This window comes from Candidatus Zixiibacteriota bacterium, from assembly GCA_035380245.1.
Lineage (GTDB): Bacteria > Zixibacteria > MSB-5A5 > GN15 > FEB-12 > DAOSXA01.
Window position 1 is genome coordinate 1175717 of sequence record DAOSXA010000001.1, and the last position, 20245, is coordinate 1195961.

Consider the following 20245-nt stretch of genomic DNA (forward strand, 5'->3'; position numbering starts at 1 on the left):
CTGGCATGTCTCAAAAAGTGTATCCCGGTCTCGGGGTGTTGTTATTACTGCTACTGCTTGCGGCAACGATCTTCCCGCAGGAAACTGACGTTGGGTTGATCGGCATTCCGGGGCAAATGGTGGTCAGGGTTAAATCAGAGGGACAGATCAGCAGTCTTGTCCGCCGGTATGATGTAACACTGATAGACAGTGTCGAGGACGGCCGCACTTTTCTGGTGCAAATTCCTCCGGGCAAGGATTTTGATTCTGCCGCCGACGGCATTACGCGCAGTCCTCTGGTAGAGAGCGCCCACGGCAATTTCCTTGTCAGTTTTCCTGAGACATTCCAGATCAGTCAGGGGTTCCCGGATCAGCGCGCCCCTATTTATGCTTTTGCCGAAAGCCCCGTCGATTATTTCACACAACCCGGTACATATTCTACGGGAATCGATTCGGCTCATCAGATTGCGACCGGATCAGGTGTCGTTGTTGCTGTGATCGATAACGGTCTGGTGTTTGATCATCCCATTCTCCAGGACATGCAGACGGTGGAAGGACGGGATCTTCTTGATGACGATAATGATCCCTCGGAGACAATGGAAGGCCTCTATGTGGGGCACGGCACGTTTGTTACGAGCCTGGTCTGGTTGACAGCTCCGGATTGTCAAATTATGCCGATCAAGGCTTTCGACGGCAACGGTGTGGGTGATGTATTCAGTCTCATCCAGGCAATTCATTGGGCCAAATCTCATGGAGCCAATGTTATTAATCTGAGCTGTGGCGTCGATGTCAACTCTCCCATTCTTCGATCGGCCATTCAAGCAGCGCTTTCATCCGGTGTGGTGATGGTTTCAGCGGCAGGCAATTCCGGCGACAGCACATACTACTATCCAGCGGCGTATGACGGCGTAATCGGTGTTACGGCTATTGACGAAAATGAGATGAGAGCCGATTTCGCTTGTTATGGATCGTTCGTAGATTTAGTGGCGCCGGGTGTGGATGTTTACGGCGCTCTCCCCGGTGAAACCGACTGGGGCACCTGGAGCGGGACTTCATTTTCATCTCCTCTGGTTGCCGGAACGGCAGCGTTGGTGTTGCAGCTCAATCCCGAGATGTTGCCGGGACAGGTTCAAAATCACCTGCGAGCTTCGGCGCGCATCGACTTACTCTGGGGAACGGTCAATGCTCCGGATTCGGAGTATGGTTATGGCGCATTGAATGCCCTGAACGCTGTCGTTGGTCTGGCTGTAGGTGATATGGATCTCTCAGGACAGCGAAATGTCGTGGATCTTGAATTACTGGCGGATTATGTCAACAACCGGCTACCCGGAGCCTGTGAGTCGGTGATTGACATGATTGCCGATGTAAACTGTGACGGCGTTGTCGATGCCCAGGATACTGAAGCTATGGCCCAGTTTTTCAACGGTAATCGGCGAAAATGGCAACCATGCTATCACTGATTTTCTAATCTGAACAAATTAGTCCAGTTTTAGCCCCGTATCTTCGTTGCGGGGCTATCTTTTTCAGTGCTTTTTCAGAAAAAAGCCGTATTTTTGGGGCCTTTGTCAACCTCCTATATCTGAGGAAGGCTGGTAAGGTCCGGCACTTGGATATCAATAAGGGATATGAGAAGAAAATGGCCGAGCGTTATAAAATACTGATTTGTTCCGTGTGTGGTGAAGAGTTCGTCTTTACCGGTCGCGGACAGGACTATTTCGCCAGTATCGGCTATGCTTATGATCCCAAAAGGTGCAAGGCCTGCCATGCCGACTATAAAAGGCGTCAAAGAGCTGCCGAAACCGCAACTGAAAAGCCGGCGGTATTACAAGACCGGAATGGTCTGTAGTGGATGCGGTCAAAGGTAGTTTGAACTTGAACGAAGATTGACTGTACAAAAATCAGGGATCATTGATAAAAGGTCAAACGAACCAGTAAGTTAGTCGTTACATAAAGATAACCGCTTGCCAAAGCGGTCTTTTCTCCATTCTGTATAGCAGTATACCTCTCTGCGACACGAGCCCCGTTCTACCGGGGCTTGTGTTTTTTTATCTATTAAATGCAATATCCACACCGGGTTTCTCGGTACGGCTAATGAGTTGACAAGACAAGTACAATAGCTATTTTACTATTGTCGTGTGTTCACAGACTCTCTAAGAAACATTACATCCTTGTTACCACGGCAATCTGATACTGATGGCTTGAGTGTATTCAAGCGCTTGATCGATCCGGATCGCAGAAGTATATCATCGAATTAAAGTTATGGAAACCCTTGCCAGGAGGGTGTTATGTCGCTACGTCTTGTGCTCCTCGTAACTGTAGTCCTTCTGACGGGAGGAAGCCTGCTTGCCTCCGATCTTTATTATGTTAAAATCCAATCCGAAACCGAAGCCGCCGGTTTACGCCTGTCCGGTGCGATTGCACTCACTCGGGCTTCATCCGGATATCTGGTACTGGCAGACAACAATGCTGAAACCAGAATGTCACGATCCGGTCTCAACGCGAGGCTGGTGGCGAGTGATATCGGTAGTTCCGAGTTAGCGATCAGCATCAATTTCGACAGGAACGCCGACGGTAATTTCCCACTGCTCTATGAGGATGTCGGATTGCGTCTGTACCGGATTCCATCGGACCTGTTTGCAACCGCCTCACTTCCGACCCGGCTGGCTCCGCTGAGGGGCAGGTCGTTGCCTGTCCGGTACGATCGGGAGGATAAAGGATCGGCCGGCGATCTCAGATATGACGTGGACCTTCAGACGATAATTGACCAGGTTAACCAGGATTCACTCGAAACCTGGTCGCATTATATGGAGAGTCGTTTTTGGCGACGAGTGGCCGGGACGACAATCAACAACGTCGCCCGCAACTGGCTGGCCGGCAAATTTGCCCAGTTTGGATACGACTCTGTGGTTATCCAGCCGTTCGAGGCCGACATCGACGGCGACGTGAAAACATGCCACAACATCATCGCCTGCAAGACCGGTACGACATACCCGATGCATCAGATTATTCTCGGTGCTCACCGTGATGCGGTTCCGGAATCCCCGGGGTCCGACGATAACGGATCGGGAGTCTGTACGGTGTTGGAAATGGCGCGGCTCATCGCACAGCTCGAGACCAAGCTTACTTTCACTTTCATCCTGTTCGATGCCGAGGAATGGGGCCTGCTAGGATCCGAATTCTACGCTGAAAACGCCTTTATCAACGGCGACAGTATCGTTTTGATGATCAATACGGACATGAACGCGAATTACGAAAACTCCAACGAAGCGCATGTCTATTATGAATATGACCACAGCCCGTACATCGACCTCTGGATAAACCTGGCCGACTCGTTGAACGGCATAGACATAACCGGCTACGAAGGCGAGTTTGGCTTTAGTGATCATGTCTCGTTCAGCGATCGGGATTACGCGGCGATCTTCCCGATGGAGTATTATCTGTCACCATTTTTGCACTCCAATCAGGACAGCACCTGCTATATGAACTACGATTACATGACCCGGATGGTCAAAGCCTCTTTGGCAACCGCGCTCGCCGTCGATGATTCTTACACGCCGGCCCCGATGACCTGGTATGAATTCCCGGAAGGATTGCCCGCCACGATTTACCCCGATCGGGTCAATAAGGTACCGGTCACGATCAGGACTTATGCGGGGTCTTCGCCGGTGCCCGCAACCTCGATTATGTACTATGCTGTTGACGGCGGTGCGTTTCAGGAAGTGGTGCTTGAACATGTTTCGGGGGAAGATTACCTCGCACCGCTGCCGGCTATTGACTGTCAGTCTTATGTCGATTACTACTTCAACGTGTACGATACCTCCGGCGCGTTGACAACATCTCCGATCGACAACAGAATGTATTCATGTGTAGGCGCGACCAGAATTATCGAGTTAATCAACGACGATTTCTCGGAGGATCTCGGCTGGTCAGTGTCCGGTAACGCCACGGATGGTGTTTGGGAGCGTGGGATACCGATCGATTTGTACCTGGCCGGTGTGCCGCAGGAGGATTACGACGGAAGCGGTTTCTGTTATCAGACGGCCATTTTCTATACCCACGATGTAGACGGAGGCACGACGAGTCTGGCTACACCGATTTACTCGATCAGTAATAAAAACGTGCTGATCCAATACGCTCGCTGGTACAACAACGTTCTCGGTCAGGATCCCAATAACGACAGCATGCTCATCCGGGCGTACGACGGGACTTTCTGGAATACTATCGAAACGGTCGGCCCGGTGGAAGATGCCTCCGGCGGCTGGGTGTATCGTCAATTCTGGCTTGACGAATACGTTACTCCCGGTTCGGTGTTCAGGCTTCGCTTCGATGCTTCGGATCTGGGGGCGGATTCCCATGTCGAGGCGGCGATAGACGCCGTTCGTCTGACGCAATACTCGTGCGATCCGTTGATTATTACCGAGATGCTTCCGGACTGGACCGTCGGTGTCGAATACAGCCAATTGCTCGACGCCGCCGGGGGAAGCGGAACGCTTACTTATATCGACAAGTACGATGATCTGAGCGGCAGCGGACTTGTTCTCAGCGGCAACGGCTCACTCACGGGGACACCAACGGCAGCCGGCACGCTTACGTTTACGGCTGAAGTGACGGACGAGGCCATGGCCACCGATGAACGGTTGTATGAATTCTACGTGAACGCACCGATCTCGATCGAGACGACAACTTTGCCCGAGGCCCAGGTGAGTGTGTTCTATACGATCACACTGGAGGCGACGGGCGGCACCGGTGCGATCGTATGGAGCGACCTGAACGACGACCTGGTGCTCTATGGTCTTGGTATCGTCGAAAATCGTATCGAGGGGACACCGACCGATACGGCAACTCTCGAGTTGGTGATTCGGGCGGAGGATGAAGTCGGCGCGATATCCGATCGGAATGTCTCTTTGACGATCGGACCGTACTATATCTGCGGCGACGCTAACGGCGACGGATCGGGTCCGGATATTTCCGATTTGGTTTATCTGGTGGCGTATATGTTCCAGTCCGGACCGGAGCCGCCGGTGATTGCGGCAGTCGATGTTGACTCCAGCGGAAGCGGTCCCGATATCAATGATTTGGTATACCTCGTCAGCTACATGTTTCAGCAAGGTCCGGAGATCTGTCCGGAATGAGGATAGCGCATCCATTAATGCCTTGATATGCTTCTCTCGCTGCCGTAGATTTTCTGTATGAGCGATCGACCACAGGGAATAGTGGTGGCGACACGCGGGCGCTTATTTGAGGTCCGTCTGGATGACGGACGTCGAGTGATGTCCGAAGTCCGCCAGAAAGTCAAGACGGAAGCGGATCAGACCACGCCGGTTGCAGTAGGCGACAATATCGTCGTTATGCTGACCGGCGACGGCCGCGCTGTTATCGAGCAGGTTCTCCCGCGCGATACCGAATTTTCACGCCCGGCCAAAGGCGGCGAGGGGAAAAAGCAGGTGATTGCGGCCAATCTGGGGCAATTGGCGGCAGTTGCATCGATTAAATCGCCCGAGTTGAAAACCGGTCTGATTGACCGGTTCCTGGTTGCGGCGTACATGGGTAATCTCTCACCGATTGTCATTCTCAACAAAATTGATCTGGGCTGGGAAGAGGAATTCGAGCAGATCGCGGAGGCTTACAACAAGATCGATATCCCGGTATTCTGTGTTTCCGGCAAAACCGGTCTTGGCATGGAAGATCTTAGACGCGGCCTGGCCGATAAACGAACCTTGTTTGCCGGTCATAGCGGAGTTGGTAAATCGACTTTGCTCAACTCCCTGGTCCCGGGGCTTAACCTGAAAACACTCAATGTCTCAGCCTATTCCAATCGGGGGCGTCACGCTACGACTCATATCGAATTGTTTGAACTGCCGTTCGGCGGTTATGTGGTCGATTCTCCCGGTCTTAAAGTCATGGGGCTTTGGGACATCACGCGCGAGGATTTGCCGCATTATTACCCCGATTTCGAGCCTTTTGTCGGAGATTGCCGTTTTCAGCCGTGCAGCCACACGCATGAACCGGGGTGTGGTGTCAAAGAAGCCGTGGACAAAGGAGAAATCAGTTTGTTCCGGTATAACAATTACTGTTCGATAGCAGAGTCACTCGAATAACTCAATCGAGCCGGTAAGTTAATAATCTGTCGACATTTACCGATAATAGGAACAGAATATGGCAGCTAAAAATATAGAATTCAGAGTTGGCGTTATTATCCTGATAGGGATCGCCCTGATCGCGGTTTCGCTTTATTGGCTTCAGGGGTACAAACTGGAGCAGAACGCCCATCGTATTATGGTTCGGTTCGACGATGTCGGCACCCTGTCGGTTGGAGACAAGGTGACTGTTTCCGGCGTCAATAAAGGCAAGGTCAACGGACTTACCCTGCTGCAGGGAGGTGTCGAGGTTGAGTTGTTGGTTCATCGCGATGTCATTCTTCGTAAGGATGCGGTGATCGTAATCAAGAACCTGGGTTTGATGGGGGAACGGTTCGTGGCGATCACTCCCGGTCGATCGGAGGAGCCGTTCGATTTCGACCAGATCCATGAAGGCCAATACGACACCGGTTTGCCGGAAGTGATGGGATTGATGGGCGAGATGATCGGTGAGTTACGCGAATTGGTCGGCACTTTCAAGAAGAGTGTCGGCGATGGATCGACGCTGGATAAATTTCATACCACGATAGATAATCTGGAGCAGGTGTCACGATCGTTGGCGACGTACATGGATCGCAACGAAGCTAAAATGAACGAAACGGCGGTGAACCTGCGTGATGCCTCGCGTAAGATCAATCAACTCCTGAACGATAATGGTTCGCGCGTGGATTCCACCGCGATTCGCTTTGATCGCGCCTCGCAACGGATCGAGATGCTGGTCTATCAATTGGATACGCTGGCCATGTCGGCGCGGGAGTTTGCCGACGGCCTCAACAATCCCGACGGCACCATGCGGCTGCTTATGGATGACCGCCGGTTGTACGATGACCTCCGCCGCACGGCGGATAATATCGATGATCTCGTGACCGATATTCGCGCCAATCCGCGCAAGTACATCAACCTGAAACTGGAGCTATTTTAATAGTATGGCCAAGTTCAAGTTAGCTTTCGGGCTGCACAATCATCAGCCGGTGGGCAATTTCGAAGCGGTTTTCGAAGAAGCGCACCAGAAAGCCTATCAGTCGTTCATAGACCTGGTTCGGCAGCATGAACATCTGCGTTTTTCGCTGCATCAGTCCGGGATTCTCTGGCGCTGGCAGGAACGTGCCCATCCCGATTATTTCCAGCAGGTGGGTGATCTGGTTGATGCCGGACGGATCGAACTGATGACCGGTGGTTTTTATGAGCCGATCCTGATCTCCGTTCCGGAACGAGACGCTCTCGGTCAGATAGATATGCTCAATCGCTATATCGCCGACCATTTCGAGGTTAAGCCAACAGGACTCTGGTTGACCGAGCGCATCTGGGAGCCGCATCTTCCACGGTTGCTGGCCGATGCGGGAGTTAAATATCTGCCGATTGACGATACTCATTTCCTCTATGCCGGTTTCGAGAACGGTCAGTTGACCGGTCCGTACATTACCGAGTCGGAAGGCTCGGCTGTAACACTTCTACCTATCCAGAAGAAACTTCGCTATCTGATCCCGTTCGGCAAAGTCGAGGAAGTTATTGCCGAATTGCGCAATCAGGCGGAGCGGAATCCGGGCGGTTTGGCGGTTTATGCCGACGACGGAGAGAAGTTCGGTGTCTGGCCAAAAACATATGAGCATTGTTATCAGGATCAATGGCTGAATAACTTTTTCCAGGCGATTGCCGAAAACAGCGACTGGCTGGAGTTGATCCCTCTTTCCGAGGCCGCAGCGTTACCCCCGGTCGGTCGAGCCTATTTGCCGACAGCCTCTTATGCTGAGATGTTACAATGGGCGCTCCCGCCGATAGCTTTCCTCGAATACGAACAGTTCGAGCGGTGGCTCAAGAAGGAAGACCGGCTGACTCAATACGGACGGTTCGTGCGCGGAGGTCACTGGCGTGGGTTCCTGGCCAAGTACGATGAATCCAATCTGATGCATAAAAAGATGCTCGATGTATCCGAACATCTGACTCAGGTAGAGCAGGAGTTCCATAACGAAGCGGATGTCGTTGCGGCTCGTGATCGACTCTACGCCGGTCAGTGCAACTGCCCTTACTGGCATGGGGTTTTTGGCGGTCTTTATTTGCCCCACATTCGCCAGGCGGTCTATTCCAGCTTGATACGGGCCGATCGGATTTTGAATCAGGTTGAAGGGATCGAAGGCATCAATGTGGAGACGCGCGACTACGATTTTGACGGCTACGAAGAAGTGGTGGTCAAGACGTCCGAATTGAACGGCGTGATTAAGCCGAGTCGGGGTGGTAGTCTGCTCGATCTGTCGCTCAACCGTCATGATTTCTCAATCACCGATACCCTTACACGTCGTCGTGAAGGTTATCACCTCAAGCTCGACCAGGCGGTAGTCGAGTCGGCTTCCGATTCGAAAACTGAGACGGGAGATTCCACCGCCTCCATTCACGATCTGGTGTTGGCCAAGGAAGACGGTTTGAAGAAATTCCTGGTCGAGGATTGGTATCTCAAGCGCTGTTTCATCGACCATTTCTTGACGGCCGACGTCAACCTTGAGAAATTCATGTATGCCAAATACGGTGAAGAAGGTGATTTCATCGTTGAGCCCTATGAATGTGTCGTTGAAGACGATGGCGGACGCGTTGAACTAGTACGTGAAGGACATCTCTGGCGACCCGAGGGCGTAATTCCTATTCGAGTAAACAAATCGTTCCAATTCATCCCCGGTTCTCCCGTGATCCAGGTGCAATACCGCCTGGAACGCCTCGTGGATTATGATATTGAGGTCCGTTTTGCCGTGGAAAACAATTTCACTTTCCAGGCGGGACACGCCGAAGACCGCTATATCGAAATTGACGACCACCGTCCCGATGAATCATTCCTCGATTCAATCGGAGGACATGGTCTTTGTCGAGCGGTCGCTCTGGTTGATGAATATCGCGGTCTGGCCGTGCGCCTGTATTCCGATCAACCGGGAGAGGTTTGGCACCATCCGATTTTCACGGTATCGCTTTCCGAAGGCGGATTCGAGAAAGTGTACCAGGGAACGACATTGATGAATTTGTATCATATTCGATTGGGGCATGAACCGGCCGTGCTGAACCTGAGTCTTTATGCCGGAGCGCTGGCTGAGAAACCGACCGGCAGTCTGGCCGGCAGTGCTGCCCGGAGTTGATACGGATTTACCGCTGAACATGACGACCGGGATATTTCCATTGGCAAACGATCCCGGTCGACCTATCTTCCGAGCATGATTAATGAAATCGTTGACATCATGATGCGCAGCCGCGGGGTGGCGGTACTTACCGGGGCCGGTATTTCGGCCGAATCCGGAGTGCCGACTTTTCGCGGCAAGGAAGGCCTTTGGGGGAAATTCAGCCCGGACGAACTGGCAACGATGAATGCCTTCATGGCCAATCCGAAAATCGTCTGGGAATGGTATAATTGGCGGCGAAACCTGATCGGTGAAGTGAAGCCGAATCCGGGTCATTACGCTCTGGCTGAATTCGAGAAGCTGCTGGATCGGTTCACCCTGATTACTCAGAATGTCGATGGTTTGCACCGTCTGGCCGGATCAAAAAATATCCTGGAATTGCACGGCAACATCATGCGCAACAAATGCCTTAAATGCGGCAGACATGCGCCTGATGATATCGATATCGACCCGGATAATATACCGGTCTGCAGCTATTGCGGCGGACAACTGCGACCGGATGTAGTCTGGTTCGGAGAGATGCTCGATCCGGATGTCATAGCCGGAGCTTTTGAAGCCGCCGAGACCTGTGATTTATTCTTATCGGTAGGCACTTCGGCCGTTGTCCACCCGGCCGCGAGTCTTCCCGTGGCAGCTGTCCAGCGTGGGGCGACTCTGGTGGAGATTAACCCGGATCGTACTCCGCTGACCGATTATGCCGATTTCTATGTGCCTTCAGCCTCGGGAGTGTTTCTCCCCAAACTGCTGGAAGCTTACCGGGAACGAACTAACTCCTGACGACGGAAACGCCGACGCCGGAGACCGGTATAATAAGCGGGACGAACGAAAGGTACTTTGAGCGGACTCAGGCACAATATAAGAACCCTGGCGACTCTGCTGGCGCTGATCCTGGTGCCGGTCGTGCTGGGTAGTTGCGTTTACTACAACACATTTCATAACGCCCGAAAAGCTTTCAATTCGGCGGAGAGCGCCCGCAAAGACTCCGGAGGACGGGGTCGAGGCAATATCAGTGAATACCGGCGAGCTATCGAGAAATCGCTCAAGGTGGTCGAGAAGCACCCCAATTCAAAATACTACGATGATGCTCTCTATGTGCTGACGGTCAGTTATTTCTGGACCGATGAGTATGCTAAATCGGAACGCCGCGCCCGTGAGTTGCTGGCCAACTATCCCAATTCGAAATACACTCGCGATGCGACGCTTTACATGGCCAAGGCCAAGCTGGAATTGACCGATCGTGAGGATGCCATGGTCATTTTTCAGGACATCTTCAACGGCAAGTATGATAAAGAATTCAAAGCCGAAGCGGCTCTGGCGCTCGGAACATTTTATTACGACAACGCCGAATACGAAAATGCCGATCCCTACCTGTTGGCTCTGCGTGATTCTCTCGGATCGGAAATCGACGCTCGTATGGCGCAGCTTTATCTGGCCAACGGCCTGTTTGAGAGATATCGGTTTGCCGAGGCGCTAAGTGCTTATTTACAGCTTCTCGGGATGGATCCTAACACCAACGATCGCTACACGGCTCTGTACCAGGCTGCCGAGTGTTCCTATCGGTTGCAACGGATCCATGTGGGGCAGGATTATCTCAAAACGCTTATGGATGATGACCTTTACTACGACTCGACCGCCGTTCTGCGTTTGAAGGTAGCCGAAGGATACGAGCTGAAAGAAGAGCTCGATGCCGCTGAGGATCTGTATCGCGAATTGACCGACGAAGACATCAATCGCAACGTAAGGGCTCAAGCATATTGGCGTTTGGGTTTGATGTACCAGTATGATTACGACAATCTGACGAAGGCCAAGGAGTTATATGACTCGACCACGAGTATGAGTCGTTCGTCCGATATCGGCAAACAGGCTCTGGAGCTGTCTTCGGATATCGGTAAGATCGACACCTATCAACGAACGTTGAAAATTGACTCCACCACCACTCAGTCGGCGATCGATGAGGCCGGTTACACTCAATACCTTTTAGCCGAACTCTACTGGTCACAATTGGATAAACCGGACACCGCGATGCTGGAAATGCAATACGTAGTGGATTCGTTTCCAACCGCGTATGATGCCCCGAAGGCGATGATTGCGCTGTCGCAGATGTATCGCGTTTATTTGGGGGATTCTGCCGCAGCGGATTCGGTTCTGCGCGATATGCTCAATCACTATCCAAACAGCGACTATGTACCCGAGGCGCTGGAGGTGCTGAATTTGATCGGGACAGCCGCCGATACCGGCTATGCGCAGGTTTATTTCGACAAGGCGGAAGACTTCCTGGTAGATGATAACATGCCGGATTCGGCGAAATACTATTACCAGTACGTAGTGGACCATTTCCCTGAATCACAGTATTTTCTGCAGGCGAAATTTGCCACAATCTGGGTCGATGAGCAGTATTTCAGTCCGGGGGATTCATCGATTGTATTCGCTTATAACGAATTCGTGGATTCGTTCCCGGACACCTACTGGGCCGATCAGGCCCAAAAGCGCACCAACTACCGTCCCAAGCCGAAACCCGGAGATACCCCCGAAGAAGGTGAAGAGGGATATGAGGGAGAGGGCGAAGAAGGACAGGATGAGTACGCTCAGGGAGACGATGAATACTCCGACCGACGGAGTAGCGGGGGCGGCGATGAAGAGGAGTCCGATTATGTCGATCCGCTGGAAGCCGCTTACATTGGTCCCGACGGCACAAAACTGCAACTCCTGAATCTCGATCCGATTCGAATCGTCGAGGAATTCGAATATCCGACCGAGGCATATCGTGATAGATGGGAAGGGGATATCTACTTCCAAATCGAGCTTGATTTTTCCGGTGAAGTATCTGATTATTTGATGGTCATTAAGTCCCCGAACGACGAAATCAACCGGCGGGCCGAGGAGACTATGCGGACGATGACTTTTGATGTTACCCGTATCCCGTCGGAACTGCAGGGACAATGGCTAGTGTACAAATTCAGGGTGTATTTGCCGGACCACTTAAGATGACAAAACCTTCGTGCGAATGCGCACAGATCAGAAGTAAACGTAATCTAAAAAACGACTATTATTCATTTCACCTCGGTCCTTTCAGCCGTGCTGCCCAATGCCGTCCCGGCCAGTTCCTGCACCTGAAGTTGCCGGGCAGTGACGTCCTGTTTCGGCGAGCCTTTTCGGTTGCTTCGATCGAACCGGACCGGCGTGAAATAGAGGTGATATTTAAAGTCTGCGGCCGCGGCACGAAACTTATGAGCCGGATGCATCCGGGTGATCCGATCGACATCCTCGGTCCGCTCGGTAATGCTTTCAAACTGCCGCGTAAGAGCGAGACGGCGGTGATGGTAGCGGGAGGCGTTGGTTTCCCGCCTCTGCTCAACCTGGCTGCGACCATGGTTGCGAACGGTTTCGACCCATCCCGTATCGTTTTCTGCTACGGCGGGCGAAGCGCCGGAGACATTATCGAACGGACACGCATTCGCAAACTCGGGATTGAATTTCACCCGGTTACGGAGGATGGCTCGCTCGGTGAAAAGGGCTTGGTGACGGCACCGGTTCGACGCTTGCTGGAAGCGAACCGAGGGGCACGTTTCCGTCTTTACGGTTGCGGTCCGGAAGGCATGCTCAAAGCGGTCAACGCGCTCGGTCTGGAACTGAAGACGCCGGGGCAAATTTCCCTTGAAGCACCGATGCCGTGCGGCATCGGAGTTTGTCTGGGTTGTGTCGTGCCGCTGACGGCGGGCGGCCATGCCCGGGTTTGCTGTGACGGACCGGTGTTCGAGATCGGGGAGGTGGCGTTGTGAAGATCGATTTAAGCGTCACTATAGCCGGAATAAAGTTCGCCAATCCGGTGATGACGGCTTCGGGCTGCTGCGGGTACGGTGAAGAGCTGGCCCGGATTTTTCCTCTCTCCAAGTTAGGTGCAATCGTCACCAAGTCGATAACCGAAGCTCCCCGATTGGGGCATCCGCCGCCGCGAACGGCTGAAACCGCCGGGGGCATGCTCAATGCGATTGGGCTGGCGAATGTCGGAGTGGAGCGGTTCATCGCCGAGAAGATTCCCTTCCTGGCCAAACACGAGACACGCAAGATCGTCAATATCGCCGGTTCGTGTCTGGAGGAGTATGTCAATATCGCCGCTCGGCTCAACGAGGTCGAAGAGCTGGACATGATCGAGTTGAACATCTCCTGTCCCAACGTCAACGAGGGCGGGATGCAGTTCGGCGCCAGCGCCCGGTTGACCGAACAGGTGGTGGGGGCGGTCCGGAAAGTGTTCAAGCGGCCGATCGTTGCCAAACTCTCGCCGAATGTTACTTCGATTGTCGAAATCGCCAAGGCCGCCGAGCAGGGGGGAGCCGATGTGCTGTCGCTGATTAACTCGCTCGTCGGGACCACGATAGATATCAATACCTGGCGACCGCGTTTGACCAATAACAAGGGTGGCCTGACCGGCCCGGCCGTCAAACCGGTAGCGCTGGCTATGGTCGATGCCGTACACGAGAATTGCCGTCTGCCGATTATCGGAATCGGCGGCGTGCAAACCTGGTCGGACCTGGTGGAATTTCTCCTGGTCGGCGCCAGTGCCGTGCAAGTAGGGACAGCCCTGTTTATCGAGCCGGATGCTCCGGTGAAGATTGTCAAAGGGCTGGCCGATTATCTCAAATCCAGAAAGCTGACAGCGGTCGGCGATCTGGTCGGGAAGGTGAGGAAATACTAATGAGCGTTATTCGCAAACTTCGTTCGATACAGGAGAAGAACCAGTCGATGATCTGTCTCGGGCTCGATCTCGATCCCAAGCGGATGCCGGCTGAATACGGCAAGACGGTCAAGGGGATGTTCGATTTTACCCTGCGGATGATCGATGCTACCTCCGACTGTGTTTGTGCTTACAAACCGAACCTAGCCTTCTACGAAAGTCTCGGGCATGAGGGCATATCATTGCTGGACTCGATTGTCAGGCGTATTCCCGAAGACATCCCGATCATTCTGGACGCCAAGCGAGGCGACATCGGCAACACCGCGGCTCATTATGCCCAGGCCTTGTTCGGACGGCTCAACGCCGACTGGGTGACGGTCAATCCGTACATGGGTTACGATTCGATCCGGCCGTTCCTCGAATACGATGAAAAAGGAGTGTTCGTTCTTTGCCTGACCTCCAATCCCGGTCATAAAGATTTCCAGATGCTCAAGGTTGACGGGCGGCCTTTGTTCGAGCTGGTGGCCGAGAAAGTCAATTATTGGAACAAGGACCAGAATTTCGGCCTGGTAGTCGGCGCCACCGCTCCCGAGCAGTTGAAATTGATCCGCAACCTGGCCGGTGAAATGCCGCTGTTGATTCCGGGGGTCGGGGCGCAGGGGGGATCGCTCGAAAAGGCGGCGGTTGACGGGACCGCTAATTTCCATAAGCTGGCGATGATCAATGTCTCCCGTTCGGTGCTGTATGCCTCGCGCGACAACGATTTCGCCGACAAAGCGCGAGCGGAACTGCAGAAGCTCAACGAGGCGGTCAACGTTCTGCGCGGCGACAAGCGACAAAGTCCGGCCCCACCACCTCCGCAGGAAGCGGTGGTCGATAGTCCCGATCGTGAGCAGTCCGATCAGGGACAGGGTTCATCCGAATCCGATCAACAGCAGGAACGCAATCGCTCGCAGCAGCCTTACGGTCAGAATCAACAACGCGATCGTTATCAGAACAATCGTTATCGCGACCGGGACCGAGGGCGTGACCGTCGCGGCGGCAATAGCTATAATCAAAGGCGCGGGAACGATCGGTACGACCGAGGCGGACAGGGTGATCGGAGCGGTCAGGATCAACAAAATCAAGAACATAAAGAGCATCAAGAGCATCAGGGACAACAATCTCATAGCTCCGAGCAACCAATCCAACCTCAGTCACAAGCACCCGCACCACCGACTCAGCCGCAAAATCAGCCCGGTCAGGACGAACCGCCCCGTAACGAGTAGCGGGCTGAAGTTATCCACATCGCTGAGACGGGATTTCCTCCGAATTGATTGATTCCCATTCGCCTACGGCGAAATGGGTTCGTTGTGTATTTTTTGTTTTTTATGCCATTGCACCTCTCGGCGAGCAACCGATCGTTTCATTGCATCGCATCTCTACGGATGCCGTTCGAATTGGATTGTGGGGAAAGTTTGTAGGGAAAATGAGGGAGGAGGATCTTAGCAATGCAGAGAGGCAAATCTGGTTGAATGGTCCAGGGTCTGTCCGGGTTTCCGGAGCGCAAGGCGGTGTGTCGCAGAAGACGGGAAGTCACCTGACGGGATTGTTGACAAACCTTCATCGCGGCGGAGACAAGCCCCGCCGCTACGCGTTAAAGAGCTCTAACCTCGCGTAGCGGGCGGCCTTGTGTCGCCCGCATTACAGATATGTCTTACTAAATGTTAGGACGTATGATTTTTCAACAGTCTCCTGAAGGATGGGCCACCCGACCGGGGAGCCGATCATTGGAATTTGACACTGTTAGTCTCACGGCCGTCATGCCGGCGAAGGCCGACATCCAGAGATAAGGTCGAAACCTGAAGGTTTCGACAATTGTAATTGCCGGTCTCTCCGAGACCGGCAACACCGCTGGACCCCGGCCTCCGCCGGGGTGACTTTTTTCGGATATCGTCAATCTCTATAGATCCAGAGACCAACGAGTATATTTGCTGCTCACCAACTGTCCGCGCGGGTTCGAAGACGGACCCGAGCAACGGACATATTCAACAATCCCCGAAAGGCGGGGCACCTTTGTCCGAAGCTTTTAGATGTACTCCACCCGTGGACGGATGGGCCACCTGAGAAATGCTTGTTATTCAAGCAGAGGGCAAGGACCCCACCCGTGGACGGATGGGCCACCCGGCGGGAAACCACCTGACGGATGGGTCACCCGGCCTGCAGAAATGCGTCATAACAGACAGATATATAAGTATTTAATAATTATTATTGAGTAGCTGCATGGAAGTATTCCTGAGAAAAATTCAATAAAAACCAAAATAAACTAATTAATTAGTTGAACTTTTTGCGGTAGGTTCGTATACTCAAGTACAGATTGTCTTAATTTTATAGTTGCGAACATTGAGAAGGCGAATATGGCGAGAAGAAAAACTCCAACATTAACCGAGGGAGAGCTTCGCCTGATGACCATCATCTGGCGACTCGGAGAAGCCACGGTGGCGGAAGTGACCGAGGCGTTACCCGCCGATCAACCGCTGGCTTACAATACGGTTTTAACGACGATGCGAATACTGGAGCAAAAAGGATATTTGCGGCGGGTGAAGTCTGGCCGGGCGCACGTTTATCAGCCGTTGATCTCCAACAGCCAGGCTCGTCGCAATGTCGTGCGGCACATGGTGCAAAGTTTTTTCAATGATTCTCCCGAACTGCTGCTTCTGAACATAATCGAAAACGAAGAACTGACACCGGAAGAGTTGCAGCATCTTAAAAAGATGATCGTCGAGAAGGAGTAACCACCTATGGAAGCGATTTATGACTACGTTTCCGATTTCGCCTATGGCGGTTTTGGTGTCCTGATCAACTGGCTCTGGATAGGTCTCGTCGTGACCGCTTTGGTCTGGGCAACGATGCGGTTCAGTAAATCCTTCAGCGGTTCGGCCGGATATGCGGTCTGGTGGACACAACTAATGGTAGTGCTGGCTTTGCCGTTTCTGATTTGGATTCTGCCGACGGTTATTACATCGTACACGGACAACAATGTGCCCGTATCAGTATCGATCGAGCCTGAAGGTGTGAGTCAATCCGAAGAAGTCAGCGTCCTTCTGCATCACCCGCAGGTGGCTCAGGTACTTCCGCCGCAATTGGAGCAGAATCGAAGTGATGATCGTGCTGCTGTGAGCCCCGGTTACACTCCACGAAGTCATAAGCAGCATAGAATTGATGTGTCGGCGGTTATATCACCACATCAGAAGACCGCGGTTGACAAGGCCAACTTCCGGGAACTTCTCGTAGGTATGCTGCCGCAGGTGCTTTTAGTTTTTTGGCTGGTTGTATCAGGCTGGCTGCTTTATCGAATAATCCGGGCTCATAATTATATGAACTACTTGAAGCGGACTTCGCAGCCGTTCGACTGGGGGTATCTGCGTCGATTCGAGTCGGAGTTCCGGGCTCTTTGCGGGCTGCGCCGGATAGAAGTAAGGTTGACCGATAAAATACCGCATCCGATGGCGGCCGGTTTGGGACAACCGGTAATCCTGCTTCCTTCGCGACTGCTCGATGAACTCTCAGAGGAAGACCTTCGCGCCACGATCCTTCACGAGTTGACTCATCTGCGGCGCTGGGACGACTGGTCCAAACTGGGTCAGAAAGTGGTTCAGGCGCTGGTGTTTTTCCACCCGGCGGTGCACTGGGTAGGGCGGCATCTGGATTTCGAGCGTGAGGTAGCCTGTGATGAACGAGTGGTGGAGTTGACCGGAAATCGTTCCGCCTATGCTCATTGTCTGACGCGGCTGGTGCAGTTGACCACCGGGACCGGGACCACCCTTATGCCGGGAGCGCTCACGACGCGTCGGCAGATTTTCAAACGCTTCGCCCGGCTTTTATCCGGTCGCCGGAGTGAACAACCGGTTTTGAAGGGATTACGCCTGGTCATGATCATACTGCTGGTGGCAGTATCGACAGTGGCGGCCATTCAGATAGCGCCTTCGGTAACGGCGCCGGGGAATGCACCCTCTTACAAAGAACTGGCTCGGACCGCTCAGAATCTGATTATGCCGGTGCAAAACGAAGCTATCCGCGCCGAAGTCCCGAGGGTGTCACCGGTCCGGCCGGTGCTCAATGATATAGAACCGCCGATGCCGGAGGATCTGCTTCTTATTGACGAAGAATTGCCGGAGTTGATAGTCGCAGGGTACGACGATGAAACGGTGGCGGTTGGGCACAATCTCATGCAGCCGGTCGATCCGGATTTCTACTGGCCTGAGACTGAAGCAGCTAGCGTTATCTCCGAGGTCGAGTTGACTGTCGAGGCGCCGCCTGTCCCGACGGCACCGGCGGTAAGTGAAGCGGCCTGGTTTGCGGACGACGATAACGACAAAGACGACAAGGTTACCGCCGCCGAGAAGGAGAGTCGTTCGAGCAAGAAAGACAAGAAAGATAAGGACAAATCATTCAGCTTCTTCAGCGGTACGGTTGACGATGAAGGCGATGTCGAGGGCGGTAATTTCAAGGGTACCAGCGTCAGTCGGAATGACGACGGTCTCCTCAAGGTTCGCTGGTCGGACGGCCGGAACTATGTGAAGGCGGATATCGATGGTGAAATTGAGTTCACCGACGACGACCGGGGGATCGCCTCGATGTCGCGCGATGCTTATATAGAAATCAGCGAACGGTCCGGTCGCAGTCGTCATGCTATCGAGATAGAGCCGGAACGAGACGGTACTCTTTCGTACAAATACCGGGTTGATGATCAGGAACAGGAGTTCGACGACGAAGGCCGCGAATGGTTGGGCGACGTGCTGATCGAGCTGATCCGCAGGACCGGAATCGGAGCCGAGGGCCGGGTCGAGCGCATCATGAAGAAGGACGGGTTCGACGGTGTTATCAATGAGGTAGAACGGATCGAAAGCGACTACATCCAACGCCTCTATCTCAAGATTCTTTTACAACAGCCCGGTTTGAACGATGATAATTACGCTACGATCCTGAACCTGGTGAGGACCGAGCTCGACTCCGATTATGATAAAGCCGAGTTATTACTGTCGATGGCGGATCGGGTCAAAGACGACGAGCGGCTGATGGAGTTCTATGTCGACGGGGTGGCCACGATCGATTCCGACTATGATAAACGCCGGACAATAAACGGATTGATGCTCAGCGACGATATCTCCGTAGAACTGCTGGAGAAGATACTCACGATTGCCGAAGATATTGAGTCCGATTATGAAAAGGCGGAGTTGCTGATCGACATGGTGCCGCATCTCAACGCCCTCGATCGATCCGATCCGGTCTACGACCGAGGTTTACAGTCCTATATCAATGCGGCAATCGATATGGACTCCGACTATGAGACGCGGCGGGTTCTTAGCGGATTAAGTCTCGACCGTAACACCGATAAAAAAGTGTTGCAGGAAATCCTGCAGATCGCACACCGGATCGACTCGGACTATGAAAAGGCCGAATTGTTGATCGATATGTCGGAGTTGCTCGGTGACGATCAGGACCTGCGGCATACTTATATAGAAGCGATTGACGGTGTAACCTCGGATTACGAGCTGCGCCGGATCATCTCAGCCCTGTCGGATCAGACGGACACCTATTCGCATGATGATCTGGAATACCTGCTCGAACTGGCTTCGATGATGGACTCCGATTATGAGAAGGCGGAGTTGTTCATGGAGCTGTCGAAACACTGCCGCAACGACGAAGAACTACTGCAGCAGTTGATGGAAGGCGCCGAGTCGATTGACAGCGATTATGACAAACATCGGGTGCTCAAGGATTTCCTCCCTGACGACTGTGACCGACAACGATCCATGGGGGAACAACTTCTGAGCATGATCGAGGATCTGGAATCGGGTTATGAAAAGGCCGAGGCGCTGCTCGAGGTCGTTCATTGTATGGCGGAGGATTCGGAATTACGGGAGCTGTTCCTGGATGCGGTCGGGAGTGTCGACAGCGACTATGACCGGCAGCGCGTGCTTTCGGAGTTCATTGACGAAGTCCCGATGTCGGATGATCTGATGATTTCAATTCTGGCGGTGGTGGAAGATATCGACTCCAACCACGATAAGGCTCAGGTGCTCAGCGATCTGGCCGATTATTGTCGCGGTAACGGCATGCTTGAAGAGGAATTCATGCAGGTGGTCGAGACTATGGACTCCGACTATGAGATGAATCGACTCTATCGTCGTCTGTACGGTCGCAGTGCGAAGGAATTGGACGACGACGATTTGTAAAATCAGGCTGAAGAGAAAAATCCCCATTATCCCTGCGTTCGGGGCCGGTTTGGTAAACCAGATCGGCCCTGATTCATTGGGGCA

General features: G+C 53.1%; 13 protein-coding genes. All 13 read left to right on the forward strand.

The window, feature by feature from the left end:
- Positions 1 to 5 precede the first annotated feature (5 nt).
- The 13 genes from PLF13_04500 (at position 6) to PLF13_04560 (ending at position 20161) form a co-directional block, all read left to right on the forward strand.
- On the forward strand, positions 6 to 1439 hold the full coding sequence (locus PLF13_04500) for a S8 family serine peptidase (protein HOP06534.1): 1434 nt from the start codon (positions 6 to 8) through the stop codon (positions 1437 to 1439).
- Positions 1440 to 1615: 176 nt separating this feature from the next.
- Positions 1616 to 1825 (forward strand): zinc-ribbon domain containing protein, encoded by a 210-nt coding sequence (locus PLF13_04505; protein ID HOP06535.1) that lies wholly within the window; start codon positions 1616 to 1618, stop codon positions 1823 to 1825.
- 439 nt (positions 1826 to 2264) lie between these two features.
- Positions 2265 to 5111 carry a M28 family peptidase gene (locus PLF13_04510; GenBank protein ID HOP06536.1) on the forward strand — a complete coding sequence of 949 codons (2847 nt, stop codon included), beginning with the start codon at positions 2265 to 2267 and terminating at the stop codon, positions 5109 to 5111.
- A gap of 57 nt (positions 5112 to 5168) precedes the next feature.
- Entirely contained in the window at positions 5169 to 6077 is a 909-nt protein-coding gene (gene rsgA, locus PLF13_04515; protein ID HOP06537.1) for a ribosome small subunit-dependent GTPase A, read from the forward strand.
- A gap of 58 nt (positions 6078 to 6135) precedes the next feature.
- Positions 6136 to 7038 carry an MlaD family protein gene (locus tag PLF13_04520; protein ID HOP06538.1) on the forward strand — a complete coding sequence of 301 codons (903 nt, stop codon included), beginning with the start codon at positions 6136 to 6138 and terminating at the stop codon, positions 7036 to 7038.
- 4 nt (positions 7039 to 7042) lie between these two features.
- Positions 7043 to 9232 carry a DUF1926 domain-containing protein gene (locus tag PLF13_04525; GenBank protein ID HOP06539.1) on the forward strand — a complete coding sequence of 730 codons (2190 nt, stop codon included), beginning with the start codon at positions 7043 to 7045 and terminating at the stop codon, positions 9230 to 9232.
- 75 nt (positions 9233 to 9307) lie between these two features.
- Positions 9308 to 10048 carry an NAD-dependent deacylase gene (locus PLF13_04530; protein HOP06540.1) on the forward strand — a complete coding sequence of 247 codons (741 nt, stop codon included), beginning with the start codon at positions 9308 to 9310 and terminating at the stop codon, positions 10046 to 10048.
- A gap of 57 nt (positions 10049 to 10105) precedes the next feature.
- A complete protein-coding gene (locus tag PLF13_04535) occupies positions 10106 to 12259 on the forward strand; it encodes a hypothetical protein (protein ID HOP06541.1) in 2154 nt (717 codons plus the stop codon).
- Positions 12256 to 13050 (forward strand): dihydroorotate dehydrogenase electron transfer subunit, encoded by a 795-nt coding sequence (locus PLF13_04540; GenBank protein HOP06542.1) that lies wholly within the window; start codon positions 12256 to 12258, stop codon positions 13048 to 13050. Before PLF13_04535 ends, PLF13_04540 begins: the two co-directional genes overlap by 4 nt.
- Entirely contained in the window at positions 13047 to 13964 is a 918-nt protein-coding gene (locus tag PLF13_04545) for a dihydroorotate dehydrogenase (protein ID HOP06543.1), read from the forward strand. The genes PLF13_04540 and PLF13_04545 overlap by 4 nt, the downstream gene beginning before the upstream one ends.
- Positions 13964 to 15211, forward strand: a complete 1248-nt coding sequence (pyrF, locus tag PLF13_04550) for an orotidine-5'-phosphate decarboxylase (GenBank protein HOP06544.1) — start codon at positions 13964 to 13966, stop codon at positions 15209 to 15211. The genes PLF13_04545 and pyrF overlap by 1 nt, the downstream gene beginning before the upstream one ends.
- A 1128-nt stretch (positions 15212 to 16339) precedes the next feature.
- Entirely contained in the window at positions 16340 to 16717 is a 378-nt protein-coding gene (locus PLF13_04555) for a BlaI/MecI/CopY family transcriptional regulator (GenBank protein HOP06545.1), read from the forward strand.
- Between the two features lie 6 nt (positions 16718 to 16723).
- A complete protein-coding gene (locus PLF13_04560; protein ID HOP06546.1) occupies positions 16724 to 20161 on the forward strand; it encodes a M56 family metallopeptidase in 3438 nt (1145 codons plus the stop codon).
- The last annotated feature ends 84 nt before the right edge of the window (positions 20162 to 20245 follow it).

Coding starts and splice junctions, on each gene's coding strand:
- PLF13_04500 (HOP06534.1), top strand. CDS start 6: ATGTCTCAAAAAGTGTATCCCGGTCTCGGGGTGTTGTTATTACTGCTA.
- PLF13_04505 (HOP06535.1), top strand. CDS start 1,616: ATGGCCGAGCGTTATAAAATACTGATTTGTTCCGTGTGTGGTGAAGAG.
- PLF13_04510 (HOP06536.1), top strand. CDS start 2,265: ATGTCGCTACGTCTTGTGCTCCTCGTAACTGTAGTCCTTCTGACGGGA.
- rsgA (HOP06537.1), top strand. CDS start 5,169: ATGAGCGATCGACCACAGGGAATAGTGGTGGCGACACGCGGGCGCTTA.
- PLF13_04520 (HOP06538.1), top strand. CDS start 6,136: ATGGCAGCTAAAAATATAGAATTCAGAGTTGGCGTTATTATCCTGATA.
- PLF13_04525 (HOP06539.1), top strand. CDS start 7,043: ATGGCCAAGTTCAAGTTAGCTTTCGGGCTGCACAATCATCAGCCGGTG.
- PLF13_04530 (HOP06540.1), top strand. CDS start 9,308: ATGATTAATGAAATCGTTGACATCATGATGCGCAGCCGCGGGGTGGCG.
- PLF13_04540 (HOP06542.1), top strand. CDS start 12,256: ATGACAAAACCTTCGTGCGAATGCGCACAGATCAGAAGTAAACGTAAT.
- pyrF (HOP06544.1), top strand. CDS start 13,964: ATGAGCGTTATTCGCAAACTTCGTTCGATACAGGAGAAGAACCAGTCG.
- PLF13_04555 (HOP06545.1), top strand. CDS start 16,340: ATGGCGAGAAGAAAAACTCCAACATTAACCGAGGGAGAGCTTCGCCTG.
- PLF13_04560 (HOP06546.1), top strand. CDS start 16,724: ATGGAAGCGATTTATGACTACGTTTCCGATTTCGCCTATGGCGGTTTT.